Annotated in this window: 21 protein-coding genes; 19 read left to right on the top strand and 2 right to left on the bottom strand. The window is 41.7% G+C overall.

Going from position 1 to position 18,478, the window contains the following annotated elements; translation table 11 throughout:
* Window positions 1–131 precede the first annotated feature (131 nt).
* The 13 genes from trmJ (at window position 132) to L2730_RS14575 (ending at window position 12,888) form a co-directional block, all read left to right on the top strand.
* The gene (trmJ, locus tag L2730_RS14515; protein ID WP_248975254.1) at window positions 132–896 is read left to right on the top strand and encodes a tRNA (cytosine(32)/uridine(32)-2'-O)-methyltransferase TrmJ; all 765 of its coding nucleotides are present in this window, start codon (window positions 132–134) and stop codon (window positions 894–896) included.
* A 13-nt stretch (window positions 897–909) separates the two neighbouring features.
* Window positions 910–1,731 (top strand): serine O-acetyltransferase, encoded by an 822-nt coding sequence (cysE, locus tag L2730_RS14520; protein ID WP_248975255.1) that lies wholly within the window; start codon window positions 910–912, stop codon window positions 1,729–1,731.
* A gap of 196 nt (window positions 1,732–1,927) precedes the next feature.
* A complete protein-coding gene (gene iscR, locus L2730_RS14525; protein ID WP_020911844.1) occupies window positions 1,928–2,389 on the top strand; it encodes a Fe-S cluster assembly transcriptional regulator IscR in 462 nt (153 codons plus the stop codon).
* An 84-nt stretch (window positions 2,390–2,473) separates the two neighbouring features.
* Window positions 2,474–3,688 (top strand): IscS subfamily cysteine desulfurase, encoded by a 1,215-nt coding sequence (locus L2730_RS14530; protein WP_248975256.1) that lies wholly within the window; start codon window positions 2,474–2,476, stop codon window positions 3,686–3,688.
* Window positions 3,689–3,728: 40 nt separating this feature from the next.
* Complete coding sequence (iscU, locus tag L2730_RS14535) at window positions 3,729–4,112, top strand: Fe-S cluster assembly scaffold IscU (protein ID WP_020911846.1); 384 nt, start codon at window positions 3,729–3,731, stop codon at window positions 4,110–4,112.
* A gap of 14 nt (window positions 4,113–4,126) precedes the next feature.
* Window positions 4,127–4,450 (top strand): iron-sulfur cluster assembly protein IscA, encoded by a 324-nt coding sequence (iscA, locus tag L2730_RS14540; protein ID WP_220736302.1) that lies wholly within the window; start codon window positions 4,127–4,129, stop codon window positions 4,448–4,450.
* 17 nt (window positions 4,451–4,467) lie between these two features.
* Complete coding sequence (gene hscB, locus L2730_RS14545) at window positions 4,468–4,992, top strand: co-chaperone HscB (protein WP_248975257.1); 525 nt, start codon at window positions 4,468–4,470, stop codon at window positions 4,990–4,992.
* A gap of 72 nt (window positions 4,993–5,064) precedes the next feature.
* Window positions 5,065–6,927 carry a Fe-S protein assembly chaperone HscA gene (gene hscA / locus L2730_RS14550; RefSeq protein ID WP_248975258.1) on the top strand — a complete coding sequence of 621 codons (1,863 nt, stop codon included), beginning with the start codon at window positions 5,065–5,067 and terminating at the stop codon, window positions 6,925–6,927.
* 8 nt (window positions 6,928–6,935) lie between these two features.
* Window positions 6,936–7,274: an ISC system 2Fe-2S type ferredoxin gene (gene fdx / locus L2730_RS14555; protein WP_248975259.1), complete on the top strand. Its 339-nt coding sequence runs from the start codon at window positions 6,936–6,938 to the stop codon at window positions 7,272–7,274.
* 137 nt (window positions 7,275–7,411) lie between these two features.
* Complete coding sequence (gene iscX / locus L2730_RS14560; protein WP_248975260.1) at window positions 7,412–7,609, top strand: Fe-S cluster assembly protein IscX; 198 nt, start codon at window positions 7,412–7,414, stop codon at window positions 7,607–7,609.
* Between the two features lie 198 nt (window positions 7,610–7,807).
* The gene (locus tag L2730_RS14565; RefSeq protein ID WP_220736297.1) at window positions 7,808–7,978 is read left to right on the top strand and encodes a hypothetical protein; all 171 of its coding nucleotides are present in this window, start codon (window positions 7,808–7,810) and stop codon (window positions 7,976–7,978) included.
* Window positions 7,979–8,192: 214 nt separating this feature from the next.
* On the top strand, window positions 8,193–8,624 hold the full coding sequence (gene ndk / locus L2730_RS14570; protein WP_020911854.1) for a nucleoside-diphosphate kinase: 432 nt from the start codon (window positions 8,193–8,195) through the stop codon (window positions 8,622–8,624).
* Window positions 8,625–10,128: 1,504 nt separating this feature from the next.
* Window positions 10,129–12,888 carry a TonB-dependent receptor plug domain-containing protein gene (locus tag L2730_RS14575; protein WP_248975261.1) on the top strand — a complete coding sequence of 920 codons (2,760 nt, stop codon included), beginning with the start codon at window positions 10,129–10,131 and terminating at the stop codon, window positions 12,886–12,888.
* Between the two features lie 82 nt (window positions 12,889–12,970).
* Here the strand turns inward: L2730_RS14575 and L2730_RS14580 are convergent, their stop codons facing one another.
* Together L2730_RS14580 and dusC are read right to left on the bottom strand one after the other, a co-directional pair.
* Complete coding sequence (locus tag L2730_RS14580; protein ID WP_248975262.1) at window positions 12,971–13,327, bottom strand: TraR/DksA C4-type zinc finger protein; 357 nt, start codon at window positions 13,325–13,327, stop codon at window positions 12,971–12,973.
* 115 nt (window positions 13,328–13,442) lie between these two features.
* A complete protein-coding gene (gene dusC / locus L2730_RS14585) occupies window positions 13,443–14,399 on the bottom strand; it encodes a tRNA dihydrouridine(16) synthase DusC (protein WP_248975263.1) in 957 nt (318 codons plus the stop codon).
* A 385-nt stretch (window positions 14,400–14,784) separates the two neighbouring features.
* Here dusC and L2730_RS14590 point away from each other — a divergent pair, with 385 nt between their 5' ends.
* From L2730_RS14590 to apt, 6 genes are all read left to right on the top strand, one after another.
* Window positions 14,785–15,222, top strand: coding sequence for an HvfA family oxazolone/thioamide-modified RiPP metallophore (locus tag L2730_RS14590; protein WP_248975264.1), 438 nt, complete (start codon window positions 14,785–14,787; stop codon window positions 15,220–15,222).
* A gap of 79 nt (window positions 15,223–15,301) precedes the next feature.
* On the top strand, window positions 15,302–16,138 hold the full coding sequence (locus L2730_RS14595; RefSeq protein WP_248975265.1) for an HvfB family MNIO-type RiPP peptide maturase: 837 nt from the start codon (window positions 15,302–15,304) through the stop codon (window positions 16,136–16,138).
* A complete protein-coding gene (locus L2730_RS14600; protein ID WP_248975266.1) occupies window positions 16,138–16,899 on the top strand; it encodes an HvfC family RiPP maturation protein in 762 nt (253 codons plus the stop codon). The genes L2730_RS14595 and L2730_RS14600 overlap by 1 nt, the downstream gene beginning before the upstream one ends.
* A 62-nt stretch (window positions 16,900–16,961) precedes the next feature.
* Window positions 16,962–17,111: a hypothetical protein gene (locus L2730_RS14605; protein ID WP_248975351.1), complete on the top strand. Its 150-nt coding sequence runs from the start codon at window positions 16,962–16,964 to the stop codon at window positions 17,109–17,111.
* A gap of 71 nt (window positions 17,112–17,182) precedes the next feature.
* Window positions 17,183–17,551, top strand: a complete 369-nt coding sequence (locus tag L2730_RS14610) for a YbaN family protein (protein WP_248975267.1) — start codon at window positions 17,183–17,185, stop codon at window positions 17,549–17,551.
* A gap of 250 nt (window positions 17,552–17,801) precedes the next feature.
* Window positions 17,802–18,353, top strand: a complete 552-nt coding sequence (apt, locus tag L2730_RS14615) for an adenine phosphoribosyltransferase (protein ID WP_220736289.1) — start codon at window positions 17,802–17,804, stop codon at window positions 18,351–18,353.
* Window positions 18,354–18,478 lie beyond the last annotated feature (125 nt).

Raw genomic sequence — 18,478 nt, forward strand, 5'->3', positions numbered from 1 at the left:
TATATAAATTATCGGAGCCGAATTATACGCGTTTTTTCGGTTATATCAAATGCTGATTTTTGTGTACGTAAAAATAGCCGCTATGTGGTAACATATTTTCAAGTGTTCTCTCACATAAATTAAGTAATTTCATGCTCAGCAATATTCGCGTCGTTCTTGTCGGTACATCTCACCCTGGCAATATAGGTTCCACTGCCCGTGCAATGAAAACCATGGGGTTGTCTTCTTTATACTTAGCAGAACCCAAGGTGGCACCAGATGGCCACTCTGTGGCATTAGCTGCTGGGGCTTCAGATATTTTAAAACATGCTGTTACCGTTGATTCTGTTGAAGAAGCCATTGCAGATTGTAGTTTAGTAATTGCAACTAGCGCTCGCAGTCGTACACTGGATTGGCCAATGCTAGAACCGCGAGAGGCTGGTGAGAAACTGGTTGAGTCAGCGCTGACAGGGCCTGTCGCAATCGTGTTTGGGCGTGAGAATAATGGTTTAACTAATGAAGAGCTGCAGCGCTGCGACTACCATGTCGCCATCCCTGCCAACCCTGAATACACCTCGCTCAATTTAGCGCAAGCAGTTCAGATTATTTGTTATGAAGCGCGCGTTGCTCATCTTGCCCAAGTGCAAAAGGAGTTTGAGAGTAATAAGCCTGAAGGGTTTGTTGAACCTGATAATGAATATCCGTTTTCAAAAGAGCGCGAAAATTTCTTCGAGCATATGGAGAATACGCTGCTTTCGACCAATTTTATTGTTAAACAGCATCCAGGTCAGGTTATGACCAAGTTACGCCGACTGTTTAGCCGTGCACGAATAGAGCGTCAAGAGATGAATATCTTGCGCGGAATTCTGACTTCGGTAGATAAGGTTGTCGCCAAAAAAGACAGTAACGAAAAGTAGGGAAGTAGTTAGCATGGGTGTTATCGCGAGACTAAAAGATGATATAGCGTCTATTTACCATAGAGACCCCGCCGCGAATGGGACAATTGAAATACTGTTCAATTACCCAGGGATGCAAGCAATATGGATCCACAGGGTCAGTAATAAGCTTTGGGTACGTAAATGGCGTCTGACGTCGCGATGTTTATCAACGTTTTCTCGCTGGTTAACTGGAGTCGAAATCCATCCTGGTGCCACGATTGGCGATCGTTTCTTTATTGACCATGGGATGGGGGTAGTGATTGGTGAAACGGCTGAAATTGGTAATGACTGTACGCTTTATCATGGGGTTACACTCGGTGGTACCACATGGCAGTCTGGTAAGCGTCATCCTACGTTAGGCAATAATGTTGTTATTGGCGCTGGTGCGAAGATACTAGGTCCGATTACCATGCATGACGGTGCACGTGTAGGTTCTAACTCGGTGGTTGTCAAAGATGTGCCTATTGATACCACTGTAGTGGGGATCCCTGGTCGCGCTGTAGCCAGTCCTTCAGAGCAATCTAAAGAGCAAACCGATCGACGCACAGAGATGGCAAAAAAATATGGCTTCGATGCCTACGCTGTTGCACCAGACAATCCAGATCCAGTCGCTAACGCGATTGGCCAAATGCTAGATCACATGCACTTGATGGATTCGAAAGTGCAAGAAGTTTGTCAAGCTGTACAAACTTTGGGCGGTAGCGTCTGCACAGAGAAGCTCCCAGAGCTAGAAGTTGACGAGTTTAGCGAGGCTGAATTAGCCGCCGCGCAGAAGCGTCAGAAGTCATTAGATGAGTTTGATCCCATTATCTAGCTTTATGTGCGCCATTTTTAATAAATGGCATTGAATCTTGCCTAATAAACAGGTTAAATACCCCAGCAAAATGACGGGGTATTTAATTCCTGCCATGATCCTTATAATACTTGACCAAACCACTAGGTTAAATACTTGACTAATTTACTCAGGTATGATGAAATTAGCCTATGCTTTTTTGGGAGACGTAGTAGCAATGAAACTTACATCAAAAGGTCGATATGCAGTCACTGCAATGCTAGATGTTGCAATGCACTCAACTGATGGTCCCGTGCCATTAGCCGACATTTCAGAGCGCCAAGGGATCTCTCTATCTTACCTAGAACAACTTTTCGCAAAGCTAAGAAAAAACGGTCTTGTATCGAGTGTCCGTGGCCCTGGTGGCGGATATCGCTTAGGCACAGATGCATGCGAAATTTCTGTCGGTATGGTTGTACGAGCCGTTGATGAATCAGTTGATGCCACACGCTGCCAAGGGCAGGGGAATTGTCAGAGCGGAACGCGATGCCTGACTCATTCTTTATGGGGCGACCTGAGTTCACAGATTTCTGATTTTTTAAACGGCATTTCGCTTGCCGGATTAATGCGAAAGAGAGATGTGCAATTTATCTCTGTAAAACAAGATAAATTGCAGCAGGAACAGAGAATCAGCATTTAGCCGTCTCTGTTATTAACATAAAAATAATTTTTTTGTACGTTGTAAGTGGTAGCACTATGGCTGCCACAAAGTACGGAGTGTGTGATGAAGCTACCTATCTATCTAGATTATGCTGCGACGACGCCAGTTGACCCTCGTGTTGCAGAAAAAATGATGCAGTGTATGACTATGGACGGCATTTTTGGTAATCCAGCGTCTCGTTCTCACCGTTACGGCTGGCAAGCTGAAGAAGCTGTTGATATTGCTCGTAACCAGATCGCAGAACTTATCAATGCCGATCCGCGTGAAATCGTTTTCACCTCTGGTGCTACTGAGTCTGACAACCTTGCGATTAAAGGTGTTGCTCACTTTTATCAGAAGAAGGGCAAGCATATTATCACTAGCAAGACTGAGCATAAGGCTGTTTTAGACACCTGTCGTCAGCTTGAGCGTGAAGGTTATGAAGTGACTTACCTTCAGCCTGAAGCTAACGGCCTTATCCCGGTTGCAATGATTGAAGCTGCAATGCGTGAAGATACCTTGCTTGTCAGCATTATGCAGGTTAATAACGAAATTGGTGTTATCCAAGATATCGATGCAATTGGCGAGCTTTGTCGTTCACGTAAAATTGTATTCCATGTCGATGCGGCGCAAAGCGTTGGCAAAATGCCAATTGATGTACAGAAGACCAAAGTAGATTTGATGTCTATTTCTGCTCACAAAATGTATGGCCCTAAAGGTATTGGCGCATTATATGTGAGCCGTAAACCGCGTATTCGCCTTGAAGCAGCAATGCATGGTGGTGGCCATGAACGTGGCATGCGCAGTGGTACGTTGGCGACTCACCAGATTGTTGGCTTCGGTGAAGCAGCAGCTATTGCCAAAACGGATATGGAGTCAGATAACGAGCGTATCCGCCGCCTGCGTGACAAGTTGTGGAATGGTATTAATCACATTGAAGAAACTTACATCAATGGCGATATGGATCAAAGACATTGCGGTAGTTTAAATGTCAGCTTTAATTTCGTTGAAGGTGAATCTTTGATGATGGCACTTAAAGATTTAGCTGTTTCATCGGGTTCAGCATGTACTTCCGCAAGTCTTGAGCCTAGCTACGTTCTTCGTGCACTTGGCTTAAATGATGAGATGGCACATAGCTCAATTCGGTTCTCAATTGGTCGCTTTACGACTGATGAAGAGATCGATCATGCAATAGAAACAATTAAAGAATCTATTGGTAACTTAAGGGAAATGTCTCCGCTTTGGGAAATGTTCAAAGACGGTGTTGATCTGGATTCAGTCCAGTGGGCACATCACTAACCTTAACGACATTAACGAATAGATAAATTGGAGTAGTATCATGGCTTATAGCGAAAAAGTAATCGATCATTATGAGAACCCACGTAACGTAGGTTCATTTGATAAAAACGATTCTTCAGTGGTAACTGGAATGGTTGGCGCGCCGGCTTGTGGTGACGTAATGAAGTTACAGCTGCGTATCGATGATAATGGTATTATCGAAGATGCTAAATTTAAGACATATGGCTGTGGTAGTGCGATTGCATCTAGCTCATTAGTAACAGAATGGGTTAAGGGCAAAACAGTTGAAGAAGCCGGTGCAATCAAAAACACCGATATCGCTGAAGAACTGGCACTTCCACCGGTAAAAATTCATTGTTCGATTTTGGCGGAAGATGCCATTAAAGCGGCTCTGGATGAGTATAAAACAAAGCAATCGAAGTAATACCTGGAGTTAAGATGGCAATTAGTATCACTCCCGCTGCGGCAGAACGCGTTAAAAGCTTTTTAGTGAGCCGCGGCAAAGGTCTAGGTCTGCGTTTAGGACTAAGAACATCAGGTTGCTCAGGTATGGCATACGTACTTGAGTTTGTTGATGACTTGAATGATGACGATGAACTTTATGATATTGATGGTGTTAAGATCATTATCGATGCCAAAAGCTTTATCTACCTTCAAGGGATTGAGTTGGACTTCGTTAAAGAAGGCCTTAACGAAGGTTTCCAATTTAATAACCCTAATGCGAAAGGCGAATGTGGTTGCGGTGAGAGTTTTACCGTATAAGCTTTGAAAGTTAAACTATGAATTATTTTGAGCTGTTTAGTTTATCTCCTTCCTATGATGTCGACACCGCCATTCTTGCAGAGCGCTACCGCGATCTGCAAAGGGCGGTTCATCCCGACAAATTTGCTAATGCTAGTGAACAAGATAAACGCTTATCTGTACAACGTACTGCGCAGATCAATGATGCCTTTCAAACATTGAAAAACCCGATTCAACGTGCAGAACACTTACTTGCTCTTAAGGGGTTAGAGTTAAGCCATGAGTCTACTACGCTGAAAGACACGCAATTTCTGATGCAACAGATGGAGTGGCGTGAATCGCTTGAAGAGATTAGCGACAGTGATGATCCTGACGCAGAGATACAAGCGCTTTATGATTCATTTGATACGTTTGCAAAGCAGATCACAGCTGTACTAAAAGTGCAGTTGGCAAGTGATTTAGCATCTGAACATTTGCAGGCGGCTGACCAAATTCGTAAACTTAAGTTTATGGCAAAATTACAAGACGAGTTAGCTAGAGCGGAAGATGCTCTCTTAGGTTAATAAACTCGTTGTTATTTTCTAATTCTGTTGGCTCAATATGTTTGAGCCAACATTTTTTTAAGTTGGATATATATGGCACTTTTGCAGATAGCAGAGCCTGGACTGACCGCAGCTCCTCATCAACACCGCTTAGCGGTGGGTATAGATTTAGGCACGACAAACTCTTTAGTTGCCGCAGTTAGAAGTGGTGTAGCCAATACATTGGCAGATGAGAGTGCGCAGCATTCATTACCGTCAGTTGTTCGCTATACCCAAGACTCCGTATTTGTTGGGCATGAAGCTGAAGCCTTTTCAGCGCAAGATCCACAAAATACCATCATTTCAGTAAAACGATTCATGGGTCGCAGCCTTGATGATATTCAATCAGGTAGCCAAGCATTCCCATATACCTTTGAAGCCAGTGATAATGGTTTACCCATTTTTATTACGCCTCAGGGTAAAGTTAACCCAATACAAGTATCTGCCGATATTCTAAAACCGTTAGTAGAACGTGCTGAATCCACATTAGGTGGCACGTTAGAAGGTGTTGTTATTACTGTGCCTGCGTATTTTGATGATGCGCAGCGCCAAGGTACCAAGGATGCTGCAGAGCTTATTGGCGTTAAAGTGTTAAGGCTACTCAATGAGCCAACTGCAGCGGCAATTGCTTACGGACTCGATTCTGGTCAGGAAGGGGTTATTGCTGTTTATGATCTCGGCGGTGGTACATTTGATATCTCAATTCTTCGATTGAATAAAGGCGTGTTTGAAGTGCTGGCTACAGGCGGGGATAGCGCGCTTGGCGGTGATGATTTCGATCATATGTTACAAGTGCACTTCCAACAGCAATGGTCATTAGGTGAGGTTAGTGCAGGTTTAAGCCGCAAGCTGCTCATCGAAGCGCGTAAGGTCAAAGAAGCATTAACTGACAACGATAGCACCACAGCAAATGTAACTGATGATAACGGAAATGTACTATCTCTAAACGTTTCTCGTGCAATATTTGATGACATGATTAGTAAGTTAGTCAAAAAGACCGTTTCTAGTTGTCGTCGTGCGCTTAGAGATGCAGGTGTGAGTACTGATGAAGTGATCGAGACTGTTATGGTCGGCGGCTCAACTCGTGTACCTCTAGTGCGGGAAGAGGTGGCTAATTTCTTTGGCAAAACACCGCTAACATCAATTGATCCCGATAGAGTCGTTGCAATCGGTGCCGCAATTCAAGCTGATATTTTGGTCGGTAATAAGCCAGATTCAGACCTATTACTCCTGGATGTGATCCCACTGTCTTTAGGCATTGAGACCATGGGCGGGTTGGTGGAAAAAGTGGTTTCTCGTAATACCACTATCCCCGTAGCTCGCGCCCAAGAGTTTACGACTTTTAAAGATGGCCAAACTGCAATGGCATTCCATGTGGTACAAGGCGAACGTGAGCTCGTTGCAGATTGCCGTTCACTTGCAAGGTTTACCCTTAATGGGATCCCGCCACTAGCGGCTGGGGCAGCCCATATACGAGTGACTTTCCAAGTTGATGCCGATGGTCTGTTAAGCGTGACTGCTATGGAAAAATCAACTGGCGTAAAAACAACCATTCAGGTGAAACCATCGTTTGGTCTATCAGATGCAGAAATTGGTAGCATGCTTAAAGATTCAATGGCGAATGCAAAAGAGGATATTACTCGCCGCATGTTAGCCGAGAAGCAAGTTGAAGCAGCAAGAGTATTAGAGTCGCTGAGTGCCGCGTTAAATAAAGATGGTCAACTGTTAACAGTTGATGAACTAAGCACGATACAGAGCGCTATGGCAACTCTTGCGCAGCTTGCAGAAGAAAAAGACACCGATGCTATCGAACGTGCAATCGAAGCATTAGATGCCGCGACGCAGGACTTTGCTGCTAAGCGTATGGATAATTCAATCAAGCTGGCACTTAAAGGCCAGTCAGTTGACAATATATAGGTTTCAATATGCCACAAATAGTTTTTTTACCTCACGAAGAGTTATGCCCGGATGGCGCAGTTGTCGAAGCCAATGAAGGCGAAACGGTATTAGACGTTGCACTGCGCAACGGAATAATGATCGAGCACGCCTGTGAAAAGTCTTGTGCATGTACGACGTGTCATTGCATCGTGCGTGAGGGATTCGATGACCTAGAAGAGAGCGATGAGCTAGAAGATGACATGCTTGATAAAGCGTGGGGGCTCGAACCCGAGAGCCGCTTGTCTTGCCAAGCAAAAGTTCCAGAGAGTGATTTGGTTGTTGAAATACCAAAGTACACCATTAATATGGTAAGTGAAGGCCACTAGCCACTCATTACAAATATAAAACCAGTAGCCAAGCTACTGGTTTTTTTTTGCAAGATTTTCGATATTTCTACTGAAGCAAACTTGTCGGTATTAAATTTGGTTTATACTCAATTTATGTTGATTTGATGGGGTAGGGCATGGGACTTAAATGGATTGACTCACAAGACATTGCACTAGAACTTTTAGAGCATTATCCGGATATTGAACCCGAGACTCTTCGTTTTACTGATCTTTGTGAATGGGTGATCAAACTAGCGGCATTTGACGATGACCCGAATCATTGTAATGAGCGTGTATTAGAAGCAATCCAAGCTCGCTGGATTGATGAGAAATGAGACAAATTGTCATCAATGGCTTAAGTGGATGTGATCTAAATCATGTAACTTGGGATCTAATAAGTGAAAGAAACGTAGGATTGATCAACATCAAGTTCACTCACTTTGTTTAATTCTAGGCTAGGTAAATAGAAAGCACTTTACTGGAAATTAAGGTAAAAGTGATATGTTTCAGCCGTTAAACAAAGGACGTCAATTATGAGTAGGTTTCTAATACTTGCTACAGCTTTACTCACTCCAACTCTCGCATTTGCACATGAAGGTCATGGTGGCGTTGGCTTATTCCACCATTTTATGGATCTAGCTCCTGCCCTGGCATTGTTAGTCGTCATTGCTGCCGGTGTTATGTGGGTTAAAAATCGCAAGTAACCCTCTCTAATAGGGAACTTGTTAATCCGAAAGCGTTATGTTTGAAGCCATATTTAGACCACGTTCAGCATTGAATTGTGATCCATTTGGCTTTTCTGTATTTCTAAAACCGACTTATCTCTATTTGATAGCACTATAAGGGTAGGCAATTAGGCATTAATTTCGTATAATCCGCGCGAAATTAAAACCCGTTTATCTAAGAAGGAAGCTTTTCATGGCTATCGAACGTACTTTTTCTATCATTAAGCCTGATGCTGTTGCAAAAAACCACATTGGCGCTATCTACAACCGTTTTGAAACTGCTGGCCTGAAAATCATCGCTTCTAAAATGGTACACCTAAGCCAAGAACAAGCTGAAGGCTTTTACGCTGAGCACAGCGAACGTCCTTTCTTTGGTGCACTAGTTGCATTTATGACTTCTGGTCCTATCATGGTTCAGACTCTTGAAGGCGAGAACGCTGTTCTAGCACACCGTGAAATTCTAGGTGCTACTAACCCAGCTGAAGCTGCGGAAGGTACTATTCGTGCAGATTTCGCTGAAAGCATTGATGAGAACGCTGCACACGGTTCTGATTCAGTTGCTTCTGCTGAACGTGAAGTTGCATACTTCTTCAGCACTGAAGAGCTTTGCCCACGTACTCGTTAATATGAGACGTTGCTAAGTTTGAAAAAAGGAGCCTTGTGGCTCCTTTTTTATGGGCGCCCTTTCTTGCTGGTAGGAAAAGGATAGCAATCATTATCATAGATTAAGTTTAACTCAAATGGCTTGTTGCTTCTCAGGCCGATATCAACAGTAATTCAGTTTTTACAAGAGCAAGAAGTTCCTGATTGATTTGTATCAGCTCAAAACCATCATATAGACCCTGACTGAACAACTAATCGCTATTTTTACTGAATACACTGACCTTATCTATTAAACCAATAGCATTAAGTACTTGCTCATTCGCGGGGCTCTCAAAACACTGACGGTAAACTGAAAGCTAGAAGCTAATGGTGATCTCTCTTGGCATCCTTCTCTGTCCTGCTTCCTGTATCAATGCAGTCGTATATCAAGCTTTTATACAGCAACATACAGTACTCAGGTATTACTCGTTAACGTCAGCGACCCAAAGACAAATGCTCCAACATTACACTTCAGCTTTAAATTAGCTCACAAGGGGATAACCATTCTTTCTATCAATGTGTATTTAATTGGAAAGCTTAAGCGCTTCTGAATTGACTAAATACTTAATGCAATTGGTATTGCTCATTAGAATGCTTACATAGACCCTTTTCTCAATTCCGCACTTTAGTTTTATATTTTAATCGTGAATTATTGTAACTTTATCTTTACGGTGTTGAAAGGCTTTTTGGTAAGGGCTACTCGAGATAATTCCAGTTTGAAAATCAAGGCTGCATTCTTAAGTGCCTGTAATTTAGCATTTATAAAGTGGGTTGCAGAAACTAAATTGGAGCGAGGGGAATAATAAAGGTTCATTTCATGTTTGTTTTTTCGTATTTAATAATTATTAGCTTATTTTATCTTAACTTGAAATTATCATTGGTTATTATAACTGTTCACACTTAATTAACGAGTGAGTTACAAGTGTTCTGGTTTTGTATCGTTTATATTGGCGCCTATTTGAGCGACATTTTGCTTTTATTTTACTTCGGTTTGTTTTCTAATTGTTTTAATTAATATTTTTGTTTGAGTTCAGCAGTGTAAAAATTATACTGCTTTATTAGTTAATGCGAATGTTAGGTTGCGTGTTTTTGTTTTATATCTTTTAATATTTATTTTTTTAATTTCGTTGACTGTTGCTTGGTTTTATTGCTAGGGGCTTTAGTTTGGTTTTTAGGAGTTTGATATTCAATCAAATGTTAAGGTTAATATATGTTGTTATGTTAAAGAATTGTTTAAAATAAATAGTTTGCTTTTTGTGGGGGTACATCTAAGCTCTTGATTCTTAGGTTTTTTTATTTTAATGCTCATGTATTTGTTTTTGTGATCTGTATCAATTTATATCAATAAGGTTATTATTTTGTAATAAAGCTTGACTCTTTTTGTGGTATTTAACAGTATTGCAGGCAAGAAGTTAACTTCTTATTAATAATAAAACAAAAAATATAACTATTCATAAATTGATTGTTGGGATTTGAAGGGGAAAAATATGAACTCGTTGACCTTAACGGCAAGTGCTATTCGTAGAAGTTTTATTGCTGTTGCTGCAAGTAGTGTAGCTTTATCGGGGTTTGCTTTGGCTGATGACGCTGTAGAAGGAAATACAGCAGAAGATAAAGTTGAACGTATACAAGTTACTGGTTCACGTATTAAGCGTGCTGATATGGAAACATCTAGCCCAGTTAGTGTGATTGATGCTTCTGCAATTATTGCCTCAGGTGCTACATCTATTGATGATGTTTTACAGAAAATGACAGCATCAGGTGGCGCGATGACTAACGCCGCAGTTAATAACGGCTCTGGTGGTAACGCGCGAGTTAACTTACGTGGACTTGGCTCAAACCGTACTTTGGTACTGGTAAATGGCCGCCGCATGATTGCATCTGGCACTGGTGCAGCTTCATCTGTTGATTTGAACACTATTCCAGTTTCGATGATCCAACGTGTTGAAGTACTTAAAGACGGCGCATCTGCTGTATATGGTACAGACGCAATTGCTGGTGTTGTAAACGTTATTTTAAAGCGTGACTTTGAAGGCTTTGAGATGAATGTTCAAACAGGCATGTCTGGTCAAGGCGACGCTGACGAAACAAGCATCGACTTCACAGTTGGTAACACATTTGATAAAGGCAACGTTGTCATTAATGCTCAGTACACTAAGCGTGGTGAAGCGAGTCAAGCAGACCGTGATTTTTCAAACTGTCCAATCGCTGAAACCGGTGATGCAGGTGATAAGAGCCTTTACTGTGGTGGTAGTTCATACGCACAAGGCGGACACATTTGGGGCGATAGAAATCATGGCATCGTAGGTACAGGTGAAGATGGTGCTTACGCTATCGGAGACAGTGGTTATTATGGTCACTATGTTGCAGGCGACGACGGCAAGCCAAAGTATGAGTACTTAGATCCGAATAAGACTGAAGCAGACTTAAGTGGTCGTGGTGGTGAATACCATGATTTCACCAATGAAGATAAATACAACTATTCAAAAGATAGCTACCTTTCAACGCCAATGGAGCGTTTGAATCTATCTTTCTCTGGAACATATGAGTTATCAGACTCAATCATGTTCTTCTCTGAAGCAATGTACTCTAAGCGTTGGTCTGATCAGCAAATGGCGCCACAGCCTATTTGGAACAGCACTGCATGGGCATACGACTCTTCTTGGATGAATAAAGAGCTAGTTGGTTTAGTACAAGAAGGCGAAAAGTTAGATTATGGTCGTCGAGTGGTTGAATCAGGTACTCGTGACTTCTCTCAAGTTGTAGATACTGTTCGTGTAGTTGTTGGTCTTGAAGGTGAGTTCGACAATGGCTGGACTTGGGATGCATCATACAACAAAGGTAAGAACGATTCAGTTGATACCCTTGCTAATCTGCACAACCTAGGTTCAATTAATGATGCAGTTTTAGATAAAAGCTTTGATCCATTTACTCAGTCTTCTTGGGAAGGCGATAGCATTGCTCCATATATCTACACTGAAATTAACAGTGGTGGAAGTGAGCTAGATATTGCAGCGGCAACACTATCAGGTGAGATCTTTGAACTTCCTGCTGGTATTGTAGGCTTCGCAGCAGGTTATGAGTTCCGTAAAGAATCTGCACATTACACACCTGACTCGTTGACTTCACAAGGCCTAGCCAATGATCCACGCGTTGAAGCAACTGCTGGTTCATTTGATGTAAACGAAGCATATGCTGAGATAGCAATTCCATTATTGAGCGATCTGCCACTTGCACAACAGGTTGACCTAAGCGCTGCTATTCGTTACTTCGATTACAGCACGTTTGGTTCAGATAATACTTGGAAGCTTGGTTTAACATGGCGCATGACAGATGACTTGATGCTTCGTGGTGGTTTGTCTACTGCATTCCGTGCTCCAACTGTAAGTGAGCTATACGGCGGTAAGTCACCATCATTTGACCAAATCAAGCATCCGGCAACAGATCAAACACAAGCTGAAGTGACTGTTGGTGGTAACCCTGATTTAACACCTGAAGAAGCTGATATCACTACCTTAGGTTTGGTTTACTCTCCAAGCTTTGTAGAAGGTCTATCTTTCACTGTTGATTACTACGATATTGAAATCAGTAACACAATTACTGCTGTAGATTCAAACTACATTGCTAACCAGTGTCTTGATGCAAGCGGTAACAAGATTAATACTGATACAGCGCTTTGTCAGTCTTCTAACATCGAAATTGATGGTACTGGTCGCATCTCGTTTGACAATGGTTTGCAAAACATCGGTCAAACAAATGCTGCAGGTTATGATATTAACGTAGCATATGTATTTGAAGGTTTAGGTTTAGATTGGAAAGCTGGCTTAGATACGTCGATTCTTGATAAATATGTAGAATTCGATCAAGACGGTGTTGCTGTAGATTACCGTGGATATATCACTGGTGGTTCAGGTGCATACGCTAAGTTAAAAACTAACTTTAACCTAAGTGCTACTGGCGATAGCTGGAGTGCAACATACGAAGCGCGTTATATTGACGGAATGGATTCATTTGCATGTCAAGATGACCCATCAGATTGTTATGCTCCTACAGTCGATAGCATCGTGTACCACGATCTATCAGCGACTTATGATGTAACTAATACTGTTCGTCTATCTGGTGGTGTAAATAACATCTTAGATGAAGATGCACCTTATTACTCAGGTAATAATGACTCAAATACCGACCCGTACACTTATGACGTATTAGGTCGTTACTTCTTCGTAAGAGCAAGTGTTAAGTTCTAAAGTATTTTTTAGATAATAAAAAACCTCCTTTATAGGAGGTTTTTTTATATCTTCGATTAATCAAAAGATAGACGCGACAATCTTAGTGGTTCAATCTCAGCTCTTGTCGGTGCTCACGTTTGTGCAAGTTATTACAGCTTAAGCATCGTTGTTCGAGAGGATCTGCGGCTAAAAGTTCCGCTTCGATATTCTCTTCACAGTCAGAGCACACGCCATACAAACCAATTTCCAGTTGGCAACGCGCAGCGTCCAGTTGCATCAACTTGAAAAATAATGAATGGTCGCATAAATAAGCTTGGGTCATTATCTCGATAAGCTCACACAGGGAATAATTATGCTGATCCATTAGCTTGGCTTGCAACTCTGGGTGCGCACCAATCTTCTGCCTTAGTTCCAATTCAATATCGGAAAGGGTTTGTTTGATTTGGTTCGTACTCACGGTTCTGCCTACAATTATTGATTTCACGGTTTATCAGTCTAAACGCGTTACAATTGAAGGTAATGACTAAGATCAAATCAGCGGGCATTATTACTAATAATTACCAATTATTCTGTTAATCAAGCTGTTGATGGTACAGATTGGTGTTAGCGGTTTGCAGAACATGAATAATTTCTTCAGCTGTCTTAAAGATCCTAAGCTCACGAAATAGGGTATCAGCTTCAGGATATTGGCGATTGAGGTAGTTGAACCACTGTTTAATTCGAGCTGGGTAATAGGTACTTTTGCGGCCGACAAGTTCGCGATTGGTGTACTCAAGCATCAGTGCCAATGATTGCTGCCATGTGTAAGGCGCTGCACCTTTGATACTTGCAGCCAAGTTAGGTAATGATATCGCGCCGCGACCAACCATGATGCTGTCACAACCGGTAACCTCCATACAACGACGTGCGTCATCGGCATTCCATATCTCACCATTAGCAATCACCGGAATAGGTAGCTTGGCGTTTATATCGGTGATGTACTCCCAGTAAGCTGGTGGTTTATAACCGTCAACTTTACTTCTTGCATGCACTGCGAGCTCACTCGCACCCGCTTCATATATCGCTTGTGCATTTTCCATATAAAGTGACTTATCGTTAAACCCAAGGCGGATTTTAGCGGTAACAGGATGCTGTTCTGGCACCGCTTCACGCATGGCTTTTACTACGTTATAGAGCTGTTCAGGGTATTGCAGCATTACTGCACCACCGTTACTGCGATTGACCATTTTGGCTGGGCAGCCAAAATTAACATCAACCCCTTTTGAGCCCATCTCTATCGCTCTAATAGCATTTTCTGCCATCCAACCAGGCTCTTGACCTAGTAGTTGAACTCTAACAGGCGTTCCTGATGCAGTTTCACCATTGGTTTTAAGCTCAGGACAGATCCGATAAAACACTTTTTCTGGCAATAACTGGTCAACGACGCGAACAAATTCGGTCACCATTAAATCATAAGGATTAATTGCTGAAAGAATTTCACGCATTAAATCATCAACAACACCTTCCATAGGCGCCAAAATTATTCGCACAGAACTATCCATTCATCAAGTTTAAAAGGCGCTGCATTCTACATCATGTGCTCTGTGGCACCAAACGAAAGCGAAATTGGCGTGATCTTAAATCAAGCTAATTGCGTATTGTCGGCAGGCTGTTTGTTTTTTTATTCAGCTAATATTCATAACTTAGCAGGCTTTTATTCAAGGTTGTTATATATCAAATATAACGAATAGTGGCGCTAAACTGAGGCTAATAGATATAAACAATGTTTGCACTATCAGCTTTTTTGCGCCATAAATGTGATGGTTGTAGAAAAAATGAAATTAAATTGTTGGTGGTCAGGTCTCTTTAAGCAAGCCAGCAAAATACATTGTTGGTAACCGAAATACTGTAGATTAAATCAAGAAGGAAGATATTATGAAACTAGTTAATAAGACTGCTGTTACTGTTGCTGTTGGCGCTGTTGTTCTTGGAAGCTCTTTGGCTGCATCTGTTCAAGCAAGCCCATTTGGCTTTAGTGAAATGCAAGCCGGTTACCAGTTAGTAGAAGGTGAAGGTAAGTGTGGCGAAGGTAAATGCGGCGCAGACAAAAAGAAAGCCAAAGAAGGTAAGTGTGGCGAAGGTAAATGTGGCGAAGATAAAATGAAAGCCAAAGAAGGTAAGTGCGGCGAAGGTAAATGTGGCGGCGACAAAATGAAAGCCAAAGAGGGCAAGTGTGGCGAAGGTAAATGTGGCGGCGACAAGGCTAAGTCTAAAGCCAAAGAAGGTAAGTGTGGCGAAGGTAAGTGCGGCGGCGACAAGAAAGCTAAGAAAGAAGGTAAGTGTGGTGAAGGTAAATGTGGTGGTTCTAAGTAAGCTTTATAATTAGTAAAACGGGGCCAGCGTTTGCTGGCCCTATTTGTTAATTTAACCCAATAATTGACGGGCAAGCAGTATGACAAATAAAGGACAAGTGGGTCTCGGCTTAAGACGAGAAATGTTGGATGAATTTTGCCAAGGTGTCCCCGCTGGCATTGATTTTTTTGAAGTGGCGCCTGAAAATTGGATGACGCTGGGTGGTAAGTTTGGTCGTCAATTTCGAGCATTAACTGAAAAGCATGAGTTTTATTGTCATGGTCTTTCACTATCAATAGGTAGTCCTGCACCGCTTGATGTGCAGTTTGTCAAAAACGTCAAAAGTTTTCTTGATCAACACCAGATAAAAATATATTCAGAGCATTTGAGTTACTGTTCAGGCTCTGGGCACATGTATGACTTAATGCCTATCCCGTTTACAGGGGAAGCGGTGCGACATGTGGCTCAGCGGGTTAAGCAAGTAGAAGATATTATTGAACGACCACTTATATTAGAGAATGTTTCTTTTTATGCCGCTCCAGGTGCCGAAATGTCTGAGCTAGAGTTTGTCACATCAGTATTGGCTGAGGCTGATTGTAAGATGCTGCTGGATGTTAACAATATATACGTTAACTCAATTAACCATCAATATGATGCGCTTGAATATTTAAAAGCGATGCCAACGGATAGGATCCAGTACTTACATATCGCTGGTCATTATGAAGAAGCTGAAGATTTAATGGTTGATACCCATGGCGCAGATATCATTGACCCGGTATGGAAATTGCTCGATGCATGTCATCAATATCATGGTGCTTATCCAACGCTATTAGAACGAGATTTTAATATTCCTTCCACCAGTGAGCTTATGATTGAGATTAATCAGATCCATGATTATCAGAACCGCCATATTGCCAGCTTGAAAAGGAGCGCTTGATGAGTTTCATTGAAACCCAACAAAACTTCATGGATTACATTAAAGATCCATCAAGCCCCTTACCAGAGGGAATTGAAGCTAGGCGAATGAAAATTTACCGAGAACTTTTTTTTAATAATGTTGATGGATTTGTCTCTAATGCTTTTCCTGTATTAAAAAGTTTATACAGCGAACAAGACTGGCAGCAAAGAGTACAGCAATTTTTTGTTGAACATGATTGTCACACGCCGATATTTATTGAAATCGCGCAAGAGTTCCTACTGTTTTTACAAACTGAATATACAGCAACAGAGCAAGACCCGCCTTTTATGCTTGAGCTCGCTCACTATGAGTGGCTCGAACTTGTCGTCGCTGTCGCTCAAGAGAGCCCTCAGCAAAAGGTCATTAATGTTGCCGATATCGATACTGACGCGATAGTTAAAATGTCGCTTAGTGTTTCATCAACTTCGCAAATTGCTCAATACACTTTTGATGTACAGCATATTAGTGAAGATTATCGTCCAAATGCGCCCACCGAAGCACCACAGTTTTTCTGCATTTACGCTGATTTCGATGATGAAGTGAGTTTTTTACAGCTTAATCCATTAACTGCGCAAGTATTGGCATATATGTCGCAATTTGAATCAGTACAGTATTCTGATCTAATTGACTGGTTATTAAAGACTTTCACTAATATCGAACCTGAGGTTTTGCAGCAAGGTTGCATTGAGCTTTTACTTCAACTGAGTGATAAAGGGATTATTCGAGAGTTTATTGGGTAATAGGCTTTCTATCGGCGTGATGAAACTCTATAATGGCGCAAAAAATTGATCTAGATCAATAAATGTCGTTAGCAACAGTCGTAGAGGAAGTCATGAGTCAGCCGTTTAAAGACCCATTTAACATTGTTTATTTTATTGGTTTTATTCTAGTGATGTTGTTACCGACATTGCCAGCAAGCTTGTCTTGGTTAAAGGTGATGGGGCTAATTTAAGCTCTCTTTCATTTTTGCTGAGGTATACTAGCCACTCTTTATGAGTGGCTTTTTGTTTTTAGGTGATTTTGATGGCGTTAAAACGTGGTTTCTTTCTGTTGGCTGGGCTCTGTAGTTTAGCGTTAGGCTTGATTGGTATTTTGTTACCTATATTGCCAACGGTGCCGTTTATTTTGTTGGCGGCGTACTGTTTTGCTCGTTCAAGTGATCGACTTTATCAGTGGTTGATGACCCATCCATGGTTTTCTGAAGCGCTGCGAGATTGGCAAGCAAAGGGGGCTATTAAAAAAGGTCTGAAGAAGAAGGCATACGTTGTTAGTAGCCTCAGCTTTGTTATCAGTATCGCTATTGTGCCGTTGCTCTGGGTGAAAGTGATGCTGGTATGTATTGGTACTGGACTGATTGTTTATTTAAGAAGTATCCCTGAAATTGAAGATTAAGCACATGACTGTATTGCAGCATGCTACTGAATACAAAAGTTAAATATTGCTAGTCAGGACAGCTCTTTTTGAGAGTGAACAATAATGGCAACATTTAGCAGTGGCTTAGGCTACAGTTCTTACGATCCATTGTTGCAACTGGACATAAAGCGGCTTAAGCTTTATGCCGATTTTTACACTTCGATGACATTCTGCCTACGTGTTACTTTGGCGTTTGTCAGCAAAACTAAATAAGATAAAGTAAATAATTATGGTAATGAATACTGACAGCTTGGCACTAATAAAGAACAGCATTAAAACCATCCCTAACTACCCTAAAGAGGGTATTTTATTTAGAGATGTGACCAGTTTATTAGAAGATCCACAAGCGTATAAACTTACAATTGGTCTTTTAGTTGAACACTACAAGGAGCAAGGTTTTACTAAAGTTGTCGGCACTGAAGCCCGTGGTTTCTTATTTGGCGCACCTTTAGCACTCGAGTTAGGTATAGGTTTTGTTCCCGTACGTAAGCCAGGCAAACTACCAAGAGAGACTATCTCTGAAAGTTACGAGCTAGAGTATGGTCACGATGTGTTGGAAATTCATGTTGATGCCATTACCAAGGAAGATAAAGTATTGGTTGTTGATGATTTATTAGCAACTGGCGGTACGATTGAAGCGACGGTAAAGCTTATCCGTAATCTTGGCGGCCAGGTTAATCATGCTGCATTCGTTATTTCACTGCCTGATCTTGGTGGTGAGAAGCGATTAGAGACAATGGATTTAGAATTACTCAGCCTGTGTGAATTCGAAGGCGAATAATCAGACTAAAATTTCTGTTTAAGGTGATTTAATCACCGCCAAACCGCTCCTTGAACGCTTGATATGGCATGTAAAACCTTTGCATGCTATTGTTCAAATAAGTCGAGGAGCGTGCTCCCGTAATC

The sequence above is a fragment of the Shewanella kaireitica genome (assembly GCF_023284045.1).
GTDB classification, from domain to species: domain Bacteria; phylum Pseudomonadota; class Gammaproteobacteria; order Enterobacterales; family Shewanellaceae; genus Shewanella; species Shewanella kaireitica.